Below are 18,342 nucleotides of genomic sequence, written 5' to 3'. Positions count from 1 at the left end.
TGCGAAAAACCCGAGCTTTTTGAAAAAAATTATTCCTGCTCTAATTTGCTTATTTCTGCTTTCCTGTAGTAAAGAAAATTTATACGATTTTCACGACCTAAGCGGTTACAGGGATTTTGTTTATAGAATAGAGTTCTATCCAAATAACGAAGATGAACCGATTGAATTTAAAGTAAAAGAAATAAAGACCAATGGTTACAATGAGCTTAAGACTGAATCCAACAGATTTTCAGGTAAAACAAGTAGGTTTGTAACTTTTGAGACGGCCGTAAAACGTTATCGCTTAACTGGAGTTGATGTATATCCCGAGAAAAATATAGGAAGAATTGAATTCTTTCTATACGAAATTGGAATTGGTGAAACCTATTTTAGCTTTATGGAAAATTCTATTTTTTATCAACAAATAGAGAATCCCGAACCGGTTTCAATGCGATATGATTTCGAAACTAACCAAGCGAGCTTCAATTTAATTGGGGAAGACTAAGAAGCTTTTGCCAAAAATACCCTCTTGCGTCTTTCATGTATTTTAGCAAGATAAGCATTCGTCTCTTTGAATTTTGGGGTAAGTCTCGCCAAAAGGCCATCGGCAGTATCAGTCATTTCCATACCACACTTTTTACACCTGTATTCATGTACATGGTTGGTAATGTTTTTAGACACTCTTAATTTGTGCCCGAAAATGCTACAATAAACCTTTGCGAATGAAAAGGAAGTAGGTTGTTCTTTTCTCATATTAAGGTTAAAATTCTGGTTTCTAGGTTACTAATCTATAAAAAATTGTTAATGGTTCGACAAAAAGCGTTAATTAATCGATGAAATGCATAATTTTTATTAAATTATCGAGATCTTCCATGTAGGAATTATGCCCATTATCTAAGGAATGGAAATCACACTCACATCCACGGGAAACCCTCTGCAACTCAACAATATCAAGTATTGGATCCTGCTTCCCTCCAAGAATTACCTTCTGTTTATCAAAGGCCTTCAACTCCTCTAAATAATTTGTACGATTTTTCATACCAATCAAAGCAGCCTGTATATTTTTTGCCTTCATTTTACAGGATCGGGTTTTCAATTCTTCAATTTCTGAAGCCAGTTCTTTTTTACTCTCCTCAGAATAAAGATTTGAAATAGCCATTTTTACATAGGCCTCTTTATTATTCCCGACCAGTTTAACAGATCTTTCACGTATTTCCTGTTTTTCCACAGTATCCTCAAGAGGTGTTGAATTAATCAACATAATGCTTTTTATTATCATAGGAAAATTTTTCAGGAATTCCAAACTCACATAACCTCCCATACTATGTCCGGCAATACTAAACTCGGTCAATCCAAGGCTTTTTACCACCTCATTCACCGCATCTGCCATCAACTTCATAGAGTGTTCATTTGAAACACCTTCCGATCTTCCATGACCGGGTAAATCTATGCAAATAACCTGCCGTTCTTTTTTGAGTTCCTTAACAATTCGGTCCCAGATCCTGACATCTTCCATAAATCCATGAAGCAAGACCAGGGGAACCTTCGCTCCGGAACCATGGGCTTCAAAATAAATCTTTGCTCCTTTAAATAATATCTCACTCATATTTAAAAATAAGAAACCGCGAACCCAGGAAAAGCAATTCCAGGATTCGCGGCAAATTTCAGTCTTTAAATTTTCTTTAAGTGTTTAAAAACTAAGAATTCATGATATCCTCAATTTCTTCTATCTCAATTGGAATATTCCTCATCAAGTTGAAAGGCTCTCCTTTTTCCTGAATTACCACGTCATCCTCCAGTCTAATTCCAAAACCTTCCTCTGGCAGATAAATCCCAGGTTCTACTGTAAATACCTGGTTAGCCTGAATTGGCTCGGTTAAAATGCCATAATCGTGGGTGTCCAGCCCAATATGATGAGAAGTACCGTGCATGAAATATTTCTTGTACGCCGGCCAGTCTGGATCTTCATTCTGAACATCAGCTTTATCCAGCAGTCCTAGCTCAAGAAGCTCAGAAGTCATCATCTTCCCAACCTCAACATGATATTCTTTCCACATGGTTCCCGGAACAAGCATTTTTGTAGCTTCTTTCTTCACTTTATTCACCGCATTATAAACCTGCTTATGCCTATCGGTATAACGTCCGGAGACCGGAATGGTTCTACTAAGGTCACTGGCATAATTAGCATATTCAGCACCCGTATCCAGAAGAATAAGATCTCCATCTTTACACTGATGCCTGTTCTCTATATAATGTAATACACAAGCATTCTTACCACTAGCGATAATAGGCGTATAAGCAAAACCTCTTGACCTGTTCCTGATCATTTCATGATAGTACTCAGCTTCGATCTCATATTCCCAAACTCCAGGTTTAACGAATTTCAAGGTCCTTCTGAAGGCCTTTTCAGTAATATCACATGCCTTCTGCATAAGATCGAGCTCGATAGGATCTTTTACAGACCGTAATCTTTGCAGGATTGGGTTGGCTTTTGCCACCTGGTGCGCCGGATAATTCTCCTTGCACCATTTGATGAATCTTTCGTCCCTGGTTTGAGTCTTATGATTTGCACGATAATGCTCGTTGGTATTAAGATATACCGTTTCACACTGGGTCATTACTTCAAAAAAGATCTTTTCAAAATCCTTCATCCAGTAAACGGTTTTGATTCCGCTAACCTCAAGTGCATCATCTTTGGTTAGTTTTGCACCTTCCCAAACCGCAATATGCTCGTTGGTTTCAGTAAGAAATAATATCTCACGATGCTTCTCTTCCGGTGCATCTGGAAACAACACCAAAATACTCTCATCCTGATCTACCCCACTTAAATAAAATAAATCACGGTTTTGTTCGAATGGCATGGTACTATCAGCACCAATTGGATAAATATCGTTTGAATTAAAAACCGCAAGGCTTTTCGGCTTCATTTTATGCATGAAGTTTTTACGGTTTTTTATAAAGAGTTTAGAGTCTATTCTATCATATTTCATAAGTAAATCTTTTCAATTTTTTCAAAATTAAAGGAATTAAATGCAATAGCTATAAAAGCGATTTAAAATTTTGACCAATTCAGCGATTTAGTATTTTTAGGTTTGTTTTTTCTGAAATGATCCATCAATCATAAAAATGAAGACCTATAAGACCTTTGCAACTGAAAGACTAATTCTTCGGCCTACGAACACCGAAGACAGCGCCTTTATTTTTGAATTACTGAACTCTCCAAAATGGCTTAATTTCATAGGAGATAGAAATATTAAAAATGAAAAGGACGCTGAAGATTATATCTCAAGAAGGATGCTTCCTCAGCTTGAAAGACTAGGCTTTTCCAATTTTACCATTATACGAAAGGAAGACGGGAAAAAAATTGGTTCCTGTGGGTTATATGACCGGGAAGGCCTTGAAGAAATTGATATAGGTTATGCCTTTCTTCCCGATTTTGAAAAAAAAGGATATGCTTTTGAAGCTACTGTAGAATTAAAAAAGGTAGCAAGAGAAGTTTTTGGAATTGAGAAATTGAACGCTATTACACTGGAAAGAAACGAAAGCTCCCGAAAACTTTTGAAAAAATTGAATTTTAAATTCAAGGAAAAAATTAGGTTACCCGACGACCCTGATGAACTTATGCTATATTTTGTGCAATTATAATTGCTTGTGTTTATTCATAAAGTCTTAATCGATTTCTAAGTTGGAGATTATCCTTTTGAAGGTTTTCTATTTGCTCCAGTAAATGACTGATCGCCTCCAGACCTTCAAGATTTATATCCAGCTCTTTATGCAACCTCATCATCCTTTCAAAATTGGCAAGGTGATCACAGTGAATATATTCTATTTCCTCTACCCTTTCAATTTCTATGATGCCACTCTCGTAAAGTGAACTCACAAACTGTCGCTCTACCTTATACCTTACGCATATTTCCTCCGCAGGAATTAGATCTTCATTTCTCATATTCCAGTTTTTTTAAGTTCCTCAAATAACTCCTTTTGTCTGGAGGTAAGATCTTGAGGGGTTTTCACTTTATAGGTAATATAGAGGTCTCCAAACTGGCCCTCCTTTTTATATTTTGGAAAGCCTTTTCCTTTTAGTTTCACCCTACTGTTATTCTGGGTTCCTGGTTTTACTTTAAGTTTCACCTTCCCGTTGAAGGTATTAACCTGTATCTCGCCACCAAGTGCTGCCGTGGTAAGTGCAATTTCCTCTGTTGAATAAAGATTTTCCATTTCCCTGCGGAATGAGGTATCATTCAGTATCTTAAAAGTGATATACAGATCTCCTTTAGGCCCTCCCTGAATACCGGGACCCCCGTGTCCCTTAATCTTTATGGTCTGTCCATTCTCCACTCCGGCTGGTATTGTTAGCCTGATATTTTTTCCATTTACGGTTAAGGTATGCTTCCTGCTTTCATAAACATCGCTAAGTCTTAGTTGAAGTTCAGCATTAAAATCCTGACCCTTGAAATGTCCTCCCCGTTGAGTTCCTTCTGACCTGGCTCTTCCTCCAAACATCTGTTCAAAAAAATCTGAAAAGGTATCATCATCAAAATTTCCGGAATAGCTATACTGCTGGCCGCTTCCTCCAAATCCACCGCGAAATCCTCCTGAAGCTGACTGCTGCCTTTTAGCTTCTTCGAACTGCTCGGCATGTTTCCAGTCTTTTCCGTATTCATCGTATTTCTTACGCTTTTCCGGGTCGCTTAAAACCTCATGGGCTTCATTGATCTGCTGAAATCTGGCCTGAGCCTCTTTATCGTTAGGATTTAGATCTGGATGATATTTGCGTGCCAGCTTTCTGTAAGCTTTTTTCACATCAGCCTTAGTAGCCGATTTATCTAATTCAAGAAGTTTGTAGTAGTCTATGAATTCCATTTAGAAAATGGTTTTTAGGTTTTAAAAACTCCGGATTCTATCTCTTTCTTTTTTAACTGACTTTCGATCAAACCAATCTGGCCTATATGGTAGATATCATGCTGAATTACTCCTCTAAGAAGATATGCAAAATCATAACCTTTACCTTTCACCTTTTTAGAAAGAAAAGAATCATCCTCAACAGCATTCAGAAGCTCATAAATCTTACCCTGGGCCGCAACTAATTTTCGCTTAAGAGCCTCCCATTCTTCACGTGAATGCACTTGAATATTTGGCCAGTCGATTTCAGAATCGATCTCGATGGAATATTCTTCATTATCTTTAAGCCTCTCAATAGCAAGTTTTTTCCAGGCAATTAAGTGACCAACAATCTGTGAAACACTGTGAGACTCGGGAATACAGGTTTTATATCCAACTTCATAAGGAAGATTTTCCAGCTTTCTCATCACCGAATCGCCGTACCATGGTTCTCCTTCAAAAGCCTCGGATAACGACCTGACAAATTCATTAATTTTTTCTTTCATAGTAGGGACTGCTTGAGAATGAAATTACAAAAATTGAAGATTTAGCGCAGTTAAGCTTTTGCCAAAACCATCGTTTATCATTTTTAGAACAACTTTTAAGATTCGTCTAAATGACTATTCTGCAAGGCTCTCTAATTCAAAGATTCAACAAATTATAAAGTACTTTAAATTAGTTCTAAATTGACGGGAAAAAGCCAGTCAAAGTTTGTTAAAAATTAGAATGAAGCGTATTTTTGCTGCACTTTATCAAAATAATTCAAAAAATTTATGGCGAAATCTGCGCTTTTAAAGTCATCATTGGCAAAAAAATACTGGATGGCTTTCACGGGCCTTTTTCTGGGCCTGTTCTTAGTAGGACATTTATTTGGAAATCTACAATTGCTAATTCCGGTTAGTGAAGGAGCCAGGGACCAGTTTAATGAATACGCTCTTTTCATGACCACCAACCCGGCGGTAAAGGTATTATCCTACCTTACTTATCTCAGTATTATTTTCCATGCGATCGATGGTGTATTGTTAACCATACACAACCGCAAGGCAAGACCTCAAGGTTATGTGAATTTCAAACCTTCTACAAACAGCATGTGGTCTTCAAGAAACATGGGGATTCTTGGAACCATTATACTTGCTTTTATTGTAGTGCATATGACGATGTTCTGGGGAGAAATGAAATTCGGCGGACTTGACGATACGGTGTACACCACAGCGAATGGTGAAGAAGTAAAAGATCTTTATACCTTAACAATAAAAACATTCCAGGATGCCCAGTACGGATTATTATGGGCAATAGCATATGCATTCGCGATGCTGGCGATAGGTTTTCACCTGTCTCACGGCTTTTCCAGCGGATTTCAGTCACTTGGAGTGAATCATCCAAAATACAACGGGTTTATCAAAAAGCTTGGAATGGCTTTCGCAGTCCTGGTACCGTTAGCCTTCGCCGTGATACCTTTTTATATTCACTTTGTACTAGAAAAAATATAAGCTATGGGAATATTCGAATCTAATGCACCTAAAGGCCCATTGGCAGAAAAGTGGACCAATCATAAAAATGAAATAGACCTTGTTAACCCGGCTAACAAACGTAACATTGATGTTATTGTGGTTGGAACAGGACTTGCCGGCGGTAGTGCCGCAGCAACTCTTGCCGAACTCGGTTATAACGTAAAAACATTCTGCTACCAGGATTCTCCTCGTAGAGCTCACTCTATTGCGGCGCAGGGAGGGATCAATGCAGCAAAAAACTATCAGGGAGATGGTGATTCTATTTACCGTCTTTTCTACGATACTATTAAAGGTGGTGACTACCGTTCCCGTGAGTCCAATGTATACAGACTTGCAGAAGTTTCAGGAAACATCATCGACCAGTGTGTTGCGCAGGGAGTTCCTTTCGCTCGTGAATACGGTGGTCTTTTAGACAATCGTTCTTTTGGTGGGGTTCTTGTTTCAAGGACTTTCTACGCTAAAGGTCAAACCGGGCAGCAATTATTGCTTGGTGCTTATTCAGCAATGAATCGCCAGATTAACCGCGGAAAGATCAAATCTTACAACAGGCACGAAATGCTTGATATTGTAAAGGTTGATGGTAAAGCTCGAGGAATTATCGCCAGAAACCTGGTAACCGGAGAACTCGAAAGACACTCGGCACACGCAGTTGTTGTCGCTTCAGGAGGATACGGAAACGTATTTTTCCTTTCTACAAACGCCATGGGAAGTAATGTTACAGCAAGCTGGAAAATACATAAAAAGGGAGCTTATTTTGCTAATCCTTGCTTTACCCAAATACACCCAACCTGTATTCCGGTCTCGGGAGATCATCAGTCTAAACTGACCTTGATGTCTGAATCTCTTCGTAACGATGGTAGGATCTGGGTTCCGAAGAAAAAAGAAGATGCGATTGCTATAAGGGAAGGGAAGAAAAAACCAACAGAGCTTTCAGAAGAAGAAAGAGATTATTACTTAGAAAGAAGATATCCAGCATTTGGTAACCTAGTACCACGTGATGTTGCTTCCAGAGCGGCAAAAGAACGATGCGATGCCGGATATGGAGTAAATAAAACTGGAGAAGCTGTTTATCTGGACTTTAGTTCAGCGATCATGAGATATGGTAAAGAAGCTGCGACTACCAAGAAGATAAGTAATCCTTCAGATGCTAAAATCAAGGAGTTAGGTAAAGAGGTAGTGGAATCTAAATACGGAAACCTATTCCAGATGTATGAGAAGATCGTAGATCAAAATCCATACGAAACTCCAATGATGATCTATCCTGCTGTACACTACACCATGGGAGGTGTTTGGGTAGATTATAATTTACAAACCACTATTCCTGGTTGTTATGCGATTGGGGAAGCTAATTTCTCAGATCACGGTGCCAACAGACTTGGAGCTTCTGCCTTGATGCAGGGACTTGCTGACGGATATTTCGTATTGCCATACACTATTGGTAATTACCTGGCAGATGATATTAGAACCGGAGCGATCCCAACCGATAGCCCTGAATTTGATGCGGCTGAGACCGAGGTTCGTGATAGACTTGAAAAACTTGTTAATAATAACGGTACAAAATCTGTAGACCATTTCCATAAACTACTTGGTAAGATCATGTGGAATAAAGTAGGAATGGCTAGAAATGCCCAGGGATTAAAAGAAGCAATTTCTGAGATTAAGGAACTTAGAGAAGAATTCTGGAAAGATGTACGTGTTCCTGGAACAACCAAGGAAATGAACGCCGAGCTGGAAAAAGCCGGACGTGTAGCAGATTTCCTTGAGCTTGGAGAATTGTTTGCTAAAGATGCACTGCACAGGGAAGAATCCTGTGGTGGTCACTTTAGAGAAGAATACCAGACCGAAGAAGGCGAAGCCCTTCGTGATGACGAGAACTTTATGTATGTAGCAGCATGGGAATACACGGGTAATCCCGCCGATGCCGTTCTCCATAAAGAAGATTTGGATTATGAAAACATTCAGGTAAAAACAAGGAGCTATAAATAGATTTGAGAATTGGGATTTCAAATCTCATTTCTAAATACTCAATACTAAAAGTATGAATCTTACATTAAAAATATGGCGTCAGAAAAACGCCGACACGAAAGGAAAAATGGTAACCTACCAGGTTTCTGATATTTCAACAGATATGTCTTTTCTTGAAATGATGGATGTTCTTAATGAACAGCTTATCAATAAGGGAGATGAACCGATAGCTTTTGATCATGACTGTCGTGAAGGAATCTGCGGATCATGTAACTTACAGATCAATGGTGAACCTCACGGCCCGGATAGAGGAATTACCACCTGCCAGTTACATATGAGAAAGTTTAAGGATGGAGATACAATTGTTATCGAACCTTTCAGGGCTAAAGCATTCCCAGTGATAAAAGACCTTGTAGTAGACAGAAGCGCCTTTGACAGGATTCAGCAGGCCGGAGGATATATTTCTGTAAATACATCAGGGAATACCCAGGATGCAAACTCTATCCCGGTGGAAAAGGAGAATGCAGACATGTCTTTCTACGCAGCCACTTGTATTGGTTGTGGTGCCTGTGTTGCAGCATGTAAGAATGCAAGTGCTATGCTATTCACCTCGGCTAAAGTGAGCCAGTATGCGCTATTACCTCAGGGTGAGGTAGAAGCAGATCGCAGGGTTCTTCAGATGGTAGAGCAAATGGACAAGGAAGGTTTTGGTAACTGTACTAATACCGGAGCTTGCGAAATCGAATGTCCTAAAGGTATCTCACTCGAGAATATCGCCCGAATGAACAGAGAATATTTGAAAGCGAGCGTGAAATAATTAACAATTGTTTTCCCTAATAATAATGATCCCGGCTTTGTAGTCCGGGATTTTTTATGCAAATTCTGTTAAATTTAAGAAATGGTGGAAACAGCAAATCATATTTCAAAATTACCTGGAAATAAGACCAGCATATTTTCCATTATGAGCAAAATGGCCAATGATCACGATGCCATAAATTTGTCTCAAGGCTTTCCTAATTTTGAAACGGACAAGAAATTAAAGAGCCTGGTCACCCAGGCCATGAAAGGTGGATATAACCAATATCCACCAGATGCCGGAGTATTAGAATTAAGAGAAGAGATCTCAAAAAAGATTCAGTCACTTTATGGCAGATCTTATAATCCAGACCGGGAAATTACCATTACTTCTGGTGCTACAGAGGCTCTATATACCGCCATTACTGCGTTTATTAAACCAGGAGACGAGGTAATTGTCTTTAAACCTGCCTATGACAGCTATGAGCCAACCATCAAATTAAATGGTGGGGTTCCGGTGCAAATTCAGTTGACAGGTGAGAATTACCGGGTAGACTGGGAAGAAGTAAAAAAAGCCATTTCTTCAAAAACTAAAATGATCATTATAAATACTCCTCATAATCCTACAGGAAGCATCCTGGATACAAAGGACATGAAGGAGTTGGAAAATATACTAACCCGAACCGATATAATACTTTTAAGCGACGAGGTGTACGAACATCTTATTTTTGATAAGAACGAACACCAAAGCGCTTCAAAATTTCCAGGACTTGCAGAAAGGTCTGTAGTTTGCGCATCATTTGGTAAAACATTTCATAATACCGGCTGGAAAACCGGTTATTGTGTGGCTCCGGATCACCTGATGCAAGAGATCAGAAAAATTCATGAACTAACCGTATTTTCTGTGAACCACCCTATGCAAGTCGCCTATGCCGATTATCTAAAAGACCCTAAACACTATTTAGAACTTTCAGGCTTTTATCAGAATAAAAGAGACCTATTTCTCAACCTGATAAAAGACTCACGGTTTAGTTTTACGCCCTCCTCAGGTACTTATTTTCAGCTACTCAACTTTTCAGTAATTACAGATGAAAAGGATGTGGATTTTGCTGAAAGATTGGTAAAAGAAAAGGGGTTAGCTGCTATTCCGGTATCAGTTTTTAATATTAACAAAAAGGATAACAGGCAGCTCAGGTTTTGTTTCGCCAAGACAGACGAAACTTTGGAAAAAGCTGCAGAAATACTTTGTAAGCTATAGATGAATTTAAATATCAAGATCAAGGATCAGGACTTTGTGCTGCATCCGTTTGGGGCTGCCTACTGGCCAGAGCAGGAAGTATTATTTGTTGCAGACGTACACCTGGGTAAGGTTTCGCATTTCAGAAAACACGGCAGTGCCGTACCCCTGAAAGCCACATCACAAAATTTTATAAAACTGGATCAGTTACGGAAGGAATTTGACCCGGAACATATCGTTTTTCTAGGAGACCTTTTTCATAGCTCCATGAATCTTGAGTGGAATATGTTCGAAGAATGGATTGGTAACATAGATAACCGGGTGCATTTAATTGCAGGGAATCATGATATCATCTCTCCACTGAAATACGAGGAACTGGACATCAAAATATATTCAGACGTTAGCGTGGCAGGGTTTCATTTGAGCCACCACCCGGAGATAAGAGAAAATCATTTTAATATATGCGGCCATGTTCACCCCGGATTTAAAATGAAAGGGGATGGAAAACAACTTTTGAAATTACCCTGTTTCTACCGTAGCGAAAACCAGATGATCCTACCCGCATTTGGAGAGTTTACCGGATGTTATTTCGTGCAACCTGAAAAAGGGGATCGTATCTTCGCAGTAACAGGAAAAGAAGTAATACCCGTTATTTAAAATTTATTAAATGATCAAAAGACTAGCCGTTTTTAATTTTATTTCAGTTCTAATTACCATTATAACCAATTATTTTGTCCAGACCGGTCAGATAAATGATACTACCGTTGGTGAGGTAAGCAGTAAATATTCGAATTTATTCACTCCTGCAGATTATGCTTTTTCCATATGGGTATTGATATTCCTAAGTCTTTTGGTCTTTTCCGGCTTTATGCTTCACCAGGCATTTACCAATGGAAAACATACAGATTTTATTAAAGATACATCCCTCTGGTTCGTAGTAGCCAATATCGGCACCAGCCTCTGGGTAATATTCTGGGTTTATGAATTCGTAGGTTTTTCAGTGGTTTTGATGTTCCTGATATTAGCAAAATTGCTGAAGATCATCCTCAACAACAATATGGAGATCTGGGACGCTCCCTTCAAAGTGATCGCCTTTTACTGGTGGCCCATTTGCCTGTATTCGGGTTGGATCACCATTGCGACAGTGGCGAATATGGCTGCATGGCTAACCGGTATTGGCTGGGATGGCGCAATTTTTTCTGAAGTGGATTGGACTATTATAATGATAGGAGTTGCCGTTATGGTAAACCTCGCGATCATTCACCTGCGAAATATGCGTGAATTCGCACTGGTAGCAGTATGGGCTTTGATCGCTATTTATATAAGACATCAGGAAAACCAAGAGTTGATTTCGAAGGTTGCGCTTGCCGGAGCGATCCTGATTTTTCTGAATATTGCCTATCACGGTTTTATCAACCGGAAGAAAAACCCTATTTATCGCTTAATGCATGGTCAAAAGTTTTAGACCATAGCCTTAATATCACTTCCCCAACTAGGGTAGGAAAAGATCATCCCTTTCAGTGTCCTGCAGTCCAGTTTTCCGCACATAGCCATAACGAACATGTTGATCATTTCACCCGCATCTGCACCTATTAAATGTGCTCCTAAGATCAACCCAGTTTTCTTATCCACCAGGGTTTTATATGCGTAATAATTATCATTGATCCTTTTTGAATTAAACCACCAGGGAACAGATTTTTGTTCAACTTTAAAATCATAGCCTCTATCCTTTGCCTGTTTTTCATTCAGGCCAACCGAGGCTAAATTTGGAATTGTGAACACCACTGAAGGCTGTGGAGGATAATTCACTTCCTTTGCCCGATCTTTATCCAGGATATTTGCCGCTACGATCCTGGCTTCCTGAGAAGACAAAGGAGTTAAGGGCAGTCCCTCACTTGCAGAGACATCTCCACAGGCAAAAACACTGGAATTTGAGGTGCTCTGCAAATTCTCATTCACCGTGATTCCCTTATTAGAAAACTTTACATTCCCCTTGGCCAGATCCAGCTCATCTATAGAAGGGACTCGTCCTGCAGCATTTATCACTAATTTCGCCTTAAGTTCGATCTTTTTGCCCTTCTGATTACTTATTACCCGGTAATTTGTTCTTAATTTTTCGATCTCCTTGACTTCACAATTAAAATGGAATTTTATGCCGATCTCTTCGGAAGCCTTTTGAAGGCGAGCTACCATATCCTCATCAAAATTGCTCAGTGGTCTTTCTTCAGCATCCAGAATCGTAACATCCACTCCGCATCTGGCAGCAATATGAGCGAATTCCATCCCAATATAACCAGCACCAATAAATAGCATGCTCTCTGGAAGTTTCTCCAGCTTTAAAAAATCGTCACTATTTATAGAAAGTTCCCTTCCCGGAATTGGTAATTCCATAGGTTGATTACCAGTGGCGATAACAATTTTTTTTGCAGTCACCGTTTTTCCTTCTACAGAAAGTGTATTCTCATCAAGAAATTTCGGAGATTGGTGGTACATTTTTATACCAAGCTTTTTAAGGTCTTTTTCAGTTGCTGCCGGAACGGCATCCACGAAAGTTTTCTTGAATTTCATGAGATCTTCCCAACTGAATTCAGGCATTTTGGAAATTCCATTATCCTTCATTTTCTCTGCTCTGTCCAGAATTTCAGTAAGTCCCACCAGCACTTTTTTTGGGTCACATCCACGGTTGGCACAGGTACCTCCAAATTCACGATTGTCGGCAATGGCCACCTTCAAGCCTTCAGCGACACATTCCTTAGCTACACTCTTTCCGGCTGTTCCGGTCCCGATCACAAAAACATCGAATTCCTCAAATCCCATAATTTCAAATCATTTTTAGTGAAATTAGCCAAGTTCGCTATCATTTTGCGTTAGGAAAATGGTAAAAGATGACAAATGCTATTTAATCGTTAAAAATCAATTAACTGGTTGTAAGGCAATTTCGATGAAATTATCTTTGCGGCAATGAGTACAAATCTTATCGCCCAAAAATTCGCACAGTCCCCTCAACAGCAGGAATTGCGAAATGCTATTGACAATTCTGAAAAAAATCATTCAAATATTCACCTGAAAGGCCTGGTTGGTTCTGCCCTTTCTTTTGTGGTGGCCAATGCATTTAAGGATTCTGAACATCCCTTCTTGATGATCTTTAATGATAAGGAAGAAGCAGCCTATTATTTGAACGACCTGGAGCAGCTGGTCGGCGAAAAGAACGTACTTTTTTACCCTGGTAGTTATCGCAGGCCCTATCAGATTGAAGAGACCGACAATGCGAATGTACTTTTAAGAGCCGAGGTGCTAAACCGCATCAATTCAAGGAGAAAACCCGCTCTTATCGTTACTTATCCCGATGCACTTTTTGAGAAAGTGGTTACTAGAAAGGAGCTTGATAAAAGTACGCTCAAAATCGCTGTTGGAGATGAACTTTCCATAGATTTTGTAAACGAAGTACTTTTTGAATATCAGTTTAAAAGAGTTGATTTTGTTACCGAACCCGGGGAATTCTCTGTTCGTGGGGGTATAATTGATGTTTTCTCGTTCAGCCATGACGAGCCCTACAGGATAGAGTTCTTTGGAGATGAAGTAGACAGCATCAGGACTTTCGACGTGGAAACACAGCTTTCTACAGATAAAAAGAAAAAGATCTCGGTAATGCCAAATGTTGAGAACAAACATCTGGACGAAATTAGAGAAAGCTTTTTAAAATATATTTCGGCAAAGACCATAGTTTTCATTAAGAATCTGGACCTTCTATCGGCCCAGGCAGATAAGCTTTTCAAAAAGGCAGAGGAAGCTTTTAAAGAACTTTCTGAAGATGTAAAACATAGCAAACCTGAAGAGCTTTTCTGCGACGGTGAACTAATTAAAAAACAGCTTTTAGATTATTCAGCGGTTGAATTGAGTAGTCAGGCGTTTTTAAAGGCAGATGAAACCATCAGTTTCAATACAAAACCTCAACCAGCCTTTAACAAGCAATTCGAATTGCTTATCGAGAACCTTATAGAAAATCAGGAGGCAGGTTTTACAAATTTTATCTGCTGCGTAAGTGAACAACAGGCCAAACGTTTTCATGATATTTTTGATGACCAGGAGAAGCAAGTGAAATATCAGACTCCGGTGTTTTCAATGTTCCAGGGATTCATCGATGAAGATTCAAAAACCGTTTGTTATACAGATCACCAGATATTTGAACGTTATCACAAGTTCCATTTAAAGAATGGATATGCCAAGAAACAGGCGATCACCTTAAAAGAACTTACCAATCTTGAGGTTGGAGATTATGTGACCCATATAGACCACGGAATAGGGAAATTTGGCGGACTTCAGAAAATAGATGTAGAAGGCAAAAAGCAGGAGGCGATCAAACTTATTTACGGAGAACGGGATATTTTATACCTGAGCATACACTCGTTGCATAAGATTTCCAAGTTCAATGGTAAGGACGGAAAAGCTCCCAAGATCTATAAACTGGGTAGCAACGCCTGGAAAAATCTCAAGAAAAAGACCAAAGCGCGCGTTAAGCATATCGCGTATGACCTGATAAAGCTTTATGCCAAGCGAAGAATGGAAAAGGGCTTTAAGTATGATCCCGATTCTTATCTACAGCACGAGCTGGAAGCCTCTTTCATGTATGAAGATACTCCAGATCAAAGCTCGGCTACTGAAGCAGTAAAGGCCGACATGGAAAATGAACGCCCAATGGACCGCCTTGTTTGTGGAGATGTAGGATTTGGTAAAACTGAAATTGCCATCAGGGCAGCCTTTAAAGCTGTTGATAACAATAAACAGGTAGCTATTCTCGTACCAACTACTATTCTGGCTTTCCAGCATCACCAGACCTTTTCCGAAAGATTAAAGGATTTCCCGGTAAGGATAGATTACCTGAATCGATTTAGAACTGCGAAAGAAAGAAAACAAACCCTGGCCGATCTTGAAGATGGAAAAGTCGATATCATTATAGGAACACATCAACTGGTTAGTAAATCGGTTAAATTTAAGGATCTTGGATTGCTGATCGTGGATGAGGAACAGAAATTCGGGGTCGCAGTAAAAGACAAACTGAAAACCATTAAGGAAAATGTTGATACCTTAACACTTACAGCAACACCAATTCCAAGGACGCTTCAGTTCAGTTTAATGGCTGCAAGAGATCTTTCTACTATCACCACTCCCCCACCGAACCGATACCCGATAGAAAGTCATGTAATAAGATTTTCTGAAGAGACCATTCGCGATGCGGTGACCTATGAAATTCAGCGTGGCGGCCAGGTTTTCTTTATCCATAACCGGGTGGAAAACATCAAGGAAGTTGCCGGGATGATCCAACGGCTCGTTCCGGATGCTAAAATTGGCGTTGGGCATGGACAAATGGAAGGTAAAAAGCTGGAAAAATTGATGCTTAGCTTCATTAATGGTGAATTTGATGTATTGGTTTCCACCACCATCGTGGAAAGTGGATTGGACGTATCAGAAGCCAATACTATTTTCATCAATAACGCCAATAATTTTGGGCTTTCAGACCTTCACCAGATGCGAGGTCGTGTTGGCCGAAGCAATAAAAAAGCATTTTGTTATTTTATCACTCCGCCATATTCGGCCATGACCGAAGATGCCAGGAAACGAATCACTGCCCTGGAACAGTTCTCAGAACTGGGCAGCGGTTTCAATATCGCCATGAAAGATCTTGAGATACGCGGTGCTGGGGACCTTTTAGGAGGAGAACAAAGTGGATTTATCAATGATATTGGTTTTGACACTTACCAGAAAATACTTAATGAAGCCATCGAGGAATTAAAAGAGAATGAATTCCGCGATCTTTATGCTGAAACTGAAGACCTTGAACAAAAGGAATTCGTAAAAGATACCCAGATCGATACAGACTTCGAACTGCTATTCCCTGATGATTATATCAACAACATCACAGAAAGACTAAATCTTTACACCAAGCTTAACGAATTGAAGACAGAAGAAGAGCTTCAGAAATTTGAAGCTGAACTGGTAGATAGATTTGGGGAATTACCTACACAGGCCGTTGATCTTCTGAATTCGGTAAGGATAAAATGGATCGCCGCTAAAATTGGACTGGAAAGAGTCGTGATGAAAAAGAACAAAATGGTTGGATATTTCATCGCCGATCAGAAATCAAGATTCTACCAGACCAACAATTTCACCAGGGTATTACAGTATGTGCAAACACACAGGCAAAACTGCACCATGAAAGAAAAAGAAACCCGTGGGGGATTAAAATTACTGCTCACTTTTGATAAGATTAATTCAGTAGATAAAGCTTTAAAAGTATTGCAACCACTGGATTTCAGGGAGAAAAAGGAAGAGGTGGTAAGTTAGGCATTTATTAAATGTTCACCCACAAACCTGTGTTTCCCTACTTCATAAACCAGATCCTTCACGCTATCCATGGCTTCCGGGTTTAATTCTTCTTTTTCAAGATCGAATACTTTTAAGGTCAGTTTTAAAAACTGGCCATCCGGTTCTATTTTTAAAAAATTTGGATCAGAAACTGTTTGCCAGATTCGCGTGATCACTCCAAGTGCTTCTGTGCTAACCTCAGTGCTAACCTGAATTAATTCATTCAGCCTGTCGCTAGGATGAGAGCGATTCGTCAATGCAGAAGTTGTCACTTGATAAAGGGCTCTTTGAAAACCCATGGGCTGGAACGAATAAAGATTAGCAACATGTATATCCCCTGAGACGTTAATCATATTCATATCAGGCCGGTTCGTGTGTAATTGTCTCAAAACGCCAATGAGTTCCTTCAACTGCCCTATATTCCCCGGGGAATGCCAGCTATCCCTAATATCATCTCTCAATTCCCCTAAAAGTTCATTTAATTCATCAGGAAGGTCAGATCCTATTCGTTCTATAAAATCTACCAGGTTTATAAAGGGTACTGCACTACCCATAATCAAGAATTTCACCTCTTTTCTATAGGCTAATAAGTTGCAAAAATCCCTAAAATCATTCATTTGATCTTCAGATATCACCTTCCCTTTGGGATCATTATACCTGCGACTTGAACGCCCATCGAAAACAAAGCAAGCTACGGGAGAAGTAATATATGCCTGGTGAGCATCTTCTTTTAAAGGATCTTCTAGAGAAGGAGGGCGAATTCTGGGACCATTATTCAGTATAAATTCCTCTGCAGCGCGTCTCGCCTGTTCATAAATTATCGTATTACCTTTAAGGAAATCATTCTCTTCACTTCCCCATCCATCTCTAATTTCATGATCATCCCAAATTGTAATATGAGGAAAATTTCGCATTACCTTTTGTAGGGGACCAAAACTCCAGTGAGCCTTGTACATCCTCCTGTAAGACTTCAATAAATTCAGTTTCGCCTCCTCTAAATTTAAGAATTGGGTATTGTCGTAATACTGATTGATGAAGTCTGTCCCCATGGTTCCGTCACTATAGCCGGTGTCTCCCAAGCCCCATATCATATTAGGCTGTATACTCTTAATCTGGTTTTCATACCATTCAAAAATGATATCAGCATATTCATGCAGCACCGGCTGATCATTCTCATTGGTTTCAAAAGGTTGATTGCAAGACCAAACAACCAGCTTATAAGCTCGATTGAAATCCTGATCCTCAAGTTTAAATGTTCCCTTTGATGTTGGTCTATATTCAAAGAGAAGCGTAGAAGTAGATGGAGGTTCTTTTTTTATCTCCAGTTTCATTTCGAATTCCCATTTAACTAAAGTCCATTCCCATTCTCGGATTTTTCTCAAAAATTTAGGAATTGAAAAAAAGATCCTCTCGGGTTCAAAATCCCTGGCGTTGCTAAAAAAATCAAAGCGGAATACCGAAAAGTCCAATTTCAACATTCCTTTTGGATGAATAATAAAAGAATAGCTTCCTCTTTGCAACGGGCTTAGGATTCAAGATCTGGAATAAGGCTCTGGTTCCCCCATTAAAATAATATTATGGGGCTCTACTGGATATTTAATATTCTTGAGC

The 18,342-nt window shown here is 39.4% G+C and carries 17 protein-coding genes; 9 read left to right on the top strand and 8 right to left on the bottom strand.

The genetic code is table 11. The annotated features are described in order from the left end of the window. Positions 1-19 precede the first annotated feature (19 nt). Positions 20-484, top strand: coding sequence for a hypothetical protein (locus ML462_RS05565; protein ID WP_240712760.1), 465 nt, complete (start codon positions 20-22; stop codon positions 482-484). On the opposite strand, the gene ML462_RS16065 is transcribed toward ML462_RS05565, so the two are convergent. The 3 genes from ML462_RS16065 to ML462_RS05555 form a co-directional block, all read right to left on the bottom strand. Next, the gene (locus ML462_RS16065) at positions 481-606 is read right to left on the bottom strand and encodes a hypothetical protein (RefSeq protein ID WP_262914724.1); all 126 of its coding nucleotides are present in this window, start codon (positions 604-606) and stop codon (positions 481-483) included. The two genes, ML462_RS05565 and ML462_RS16065, sit on opposite strands and share 4 nt — an antisense overlap. A gap of 199 nt (positions 607-805) precedes the next feature. Next, positions 806-1,585 carry an alpha/beta fold hydrolase gene (locus ML462_RS05560; protein WP_240712759.1) on the bottom strand — a complete coding sequence of 260 codons (780 nt, stop codon included), beginning with the start codon at positions 1,583-1,585 and terminating at the stop codon, positions 806-808. Positions 1,586-1,676: 91 nt separating this feature from the next. Further along, positions 1,677-2,969, bottom strand: a complete 1,293-nt coding sequence (locus ML462_RS05555) for an aminopeptidase P family protein (protein WP_240712758.1) — start codon at positions 2,967-2,969, stop codon at positions 1,677-1,679. Positions 2,970-3,105: 136 nt separating this feature from the next. Between ML462_RS05555 and ML462_RS05550 the strand changes: the two genes are divergently transcribed. Continuing rightward, positions 3,106-3,624 carry a GNAT family N-acetyltransferase gene (locus ML462_RS05550; protein ID WP_240712757.1) on the top strand — a complete coding sequence of 173 codons (519 nt, stop codon included), beginning with the start codon at positions 3,106-3,108 and terminating at the stop codon, positions 3,622-3,624. A gap of 10 nt (positions 3,625-3,634) precedes the next feature. Here the strand turns inward: ML462_RS05550 and ML462_RS05545 are convergent, their stop codons facing one another. The 3 genes from ML462_RS05545 to ML462_RS05535 are packed head-to-tail and all read right to left on the bottom strand — an operon-like array spanning position 3,635 to position 5,366. After that, a complete protein-coding gene (locus tag ML462_RS05545) occupies positions 3,635-3,925 on the bottom strand; it encodes a chaperone modulator CbpM (protein ID WP_240712756.1) in 291 nt (96 codons plus the stop codon). Continuing rightward, positions 3,922-4,842: a DnaJ C-terminal domain-containing protein gene (locus ML462_RS05540; RefSeq protein ID WP_240712755.1), complete on the bottom strand. Its 921-nt coding sequence runs from the start codon at positions 4,840-4,842 to the stop codon at positions 3,922-3,924. The genes ML462_RS05545 and ML462_RS05540 overlap by 4 nt, the downstream gene beginning before the upstream one ends. A gap of 14 nt (positions 4,843-4,856) precedes the next feature. Beyond that, the gene (locus ML462_RS05535; RefSeq protein ID WP_240712754.1) at positions 4,857-5,366 is read right to left on the bottom strand and encodes a DinB family protein; all 510 of its coding nucleotides are present in this window, start codon (positions 5,364-5,366) and stop codon (positions 4,857-4,859) included. A 267-nt stretch (positions 5,367-5,633) separates the two neighbouring features. Here ML462_RS05535 and ML462_RS05530 point away from each other — a divergent pair, with 267 nt between their 5' ends. From ML462_RS05530 to ML462_RS05505, 6 genes are all read left to right on the top strand, one after another. Beyond that, positions 5,634-6,350 (top strand): succinate dehydrogenase cytochrome b subunit, encoded by a 717-nt coding sequence (locus ML462_RS05530; protein WP_240712753.1) that lies wholly within the window; start codon positions 5,634-5,636, stop codon positions 6,348-6,350. A 3-nt stretch (positions 6,351-6,353) separates the two neighbouring features. Beyond that, a complete protein-coding gene (locus ML462_RS05525) occupies positions 6,354-8,357 on the top strand; it encodes a fumarate reductase/succinate dehydrogenase flavoprotein subunit (RefSeq protein ID WP_240712752.1) in 2,004 nt (667 codons plus the stop codon). 52 nt (positions 8,358-8,409) lie between these two features. Next, positions 8,410-9,153, top strand: coding sequence for a succinate dehydrogenase/fumarate reductase iron-sulfur subunit (locus ML462_RS05520; protein WP_240712751.1), 744 nt, complete (start codon positions 8,410-8,412; stop codon positions 9,151-9,153). Between the two features lie 81 nt (positions 9,154-9,234). After that, a complete protein-coding gene (locus ML462_RS05515; RefSeq protein WP_240712750.1) occupies positions 9,235-10,389 on the top strand; it encodes a methionine aminotransferase in 1,155 nt (384 codons plus the stop codon). Beyond that, complete coding sequence (gene pdeM, locus ML462_RS05510) at positions 10,390-11,025, top strand: ligase-associated DNA damage response endonuclease PdeM (RefSeq protein WP_240712749.1); 636 nt, start codon at positions 10,390-10,392, stop codon at positions 11,023-11,025. It abuts the gene before it with no gap. Positions 11,026-11,035: 10 nt separating this feature from the next. Then, complete coding sequence (locus ML462_RS05505) at positions 11,036-11,833, top strand: tryptophan-rich sensory protein (RefSeq protein WP_240712748.1); 798 nt, start codon at positions 11,036-11,038, stop codon at positions 11,831-11,833. On the opposite strand, the gene ML462_RS05500 is transcribed toward ML462_RS05505, so the two are convergent. Further along, positions 11,830-13,185 carry a dihydrolipoyl dehydrogenase family protein gene (locus ML462_RS05500; protein ID WP_240712747.1) on the bottom strand — a complete coding sequence of 452 codons (1,356 nt, stop codon included), beginning with the start codon at positions 13,183-13,185 and terminating at the stop codon, positions 11,830-11,832. The two genes, ML462_RS05505 and ML462_RS05500, sit on opposite strands and share 4 nt — an antisense overlap. Positions 13,186-13,329: 144 nt before the next feature. Between ML462_RS05500 and mfd the strand changes: the two genes are divergently transcribed. Then, positions 13,330-16,710, top strand: coding sequence for a transcription-repair coupling factor (mfd, locus tag ML462_RS05495; RefSeq protein ID WP_240712746.1), 3,381 nt, complete (start codon positions 13,330-13,332; stop codon positions 16,708-16,710). On the opposite strand, the gene ML462_RS05490 is transcribed toward mfd, so the two are convergent. After that, a complete protein-coding gene (locus ML462_RS05490) occupies positions 16,707-18,113 on the bottom strand; it encodes an alkaline phosphatase D family protein (protein WP_240712745.1) in 1,407 nt (468 codons plus the stop codon). The two genes, mfd and ML462_RS05490, sit on opposite strands and share 4 nt — an antisense overlap. Positions 18,114-18,342 lie beyond the last annotated feature (229 nt).

The sequence above is a fragment of the Christiangramia lutea genome (assembly GCF_022489035.1).
Lineage (GTDB): Bacteria > Bacteroidota > Bacteroidia > Flavobacteriales > Flavobacteriaceae > Christiangramia > Christiangramia lutea.
This window is presented reverse-complemented; position numbering and strand designations above follow the sequence as displayed.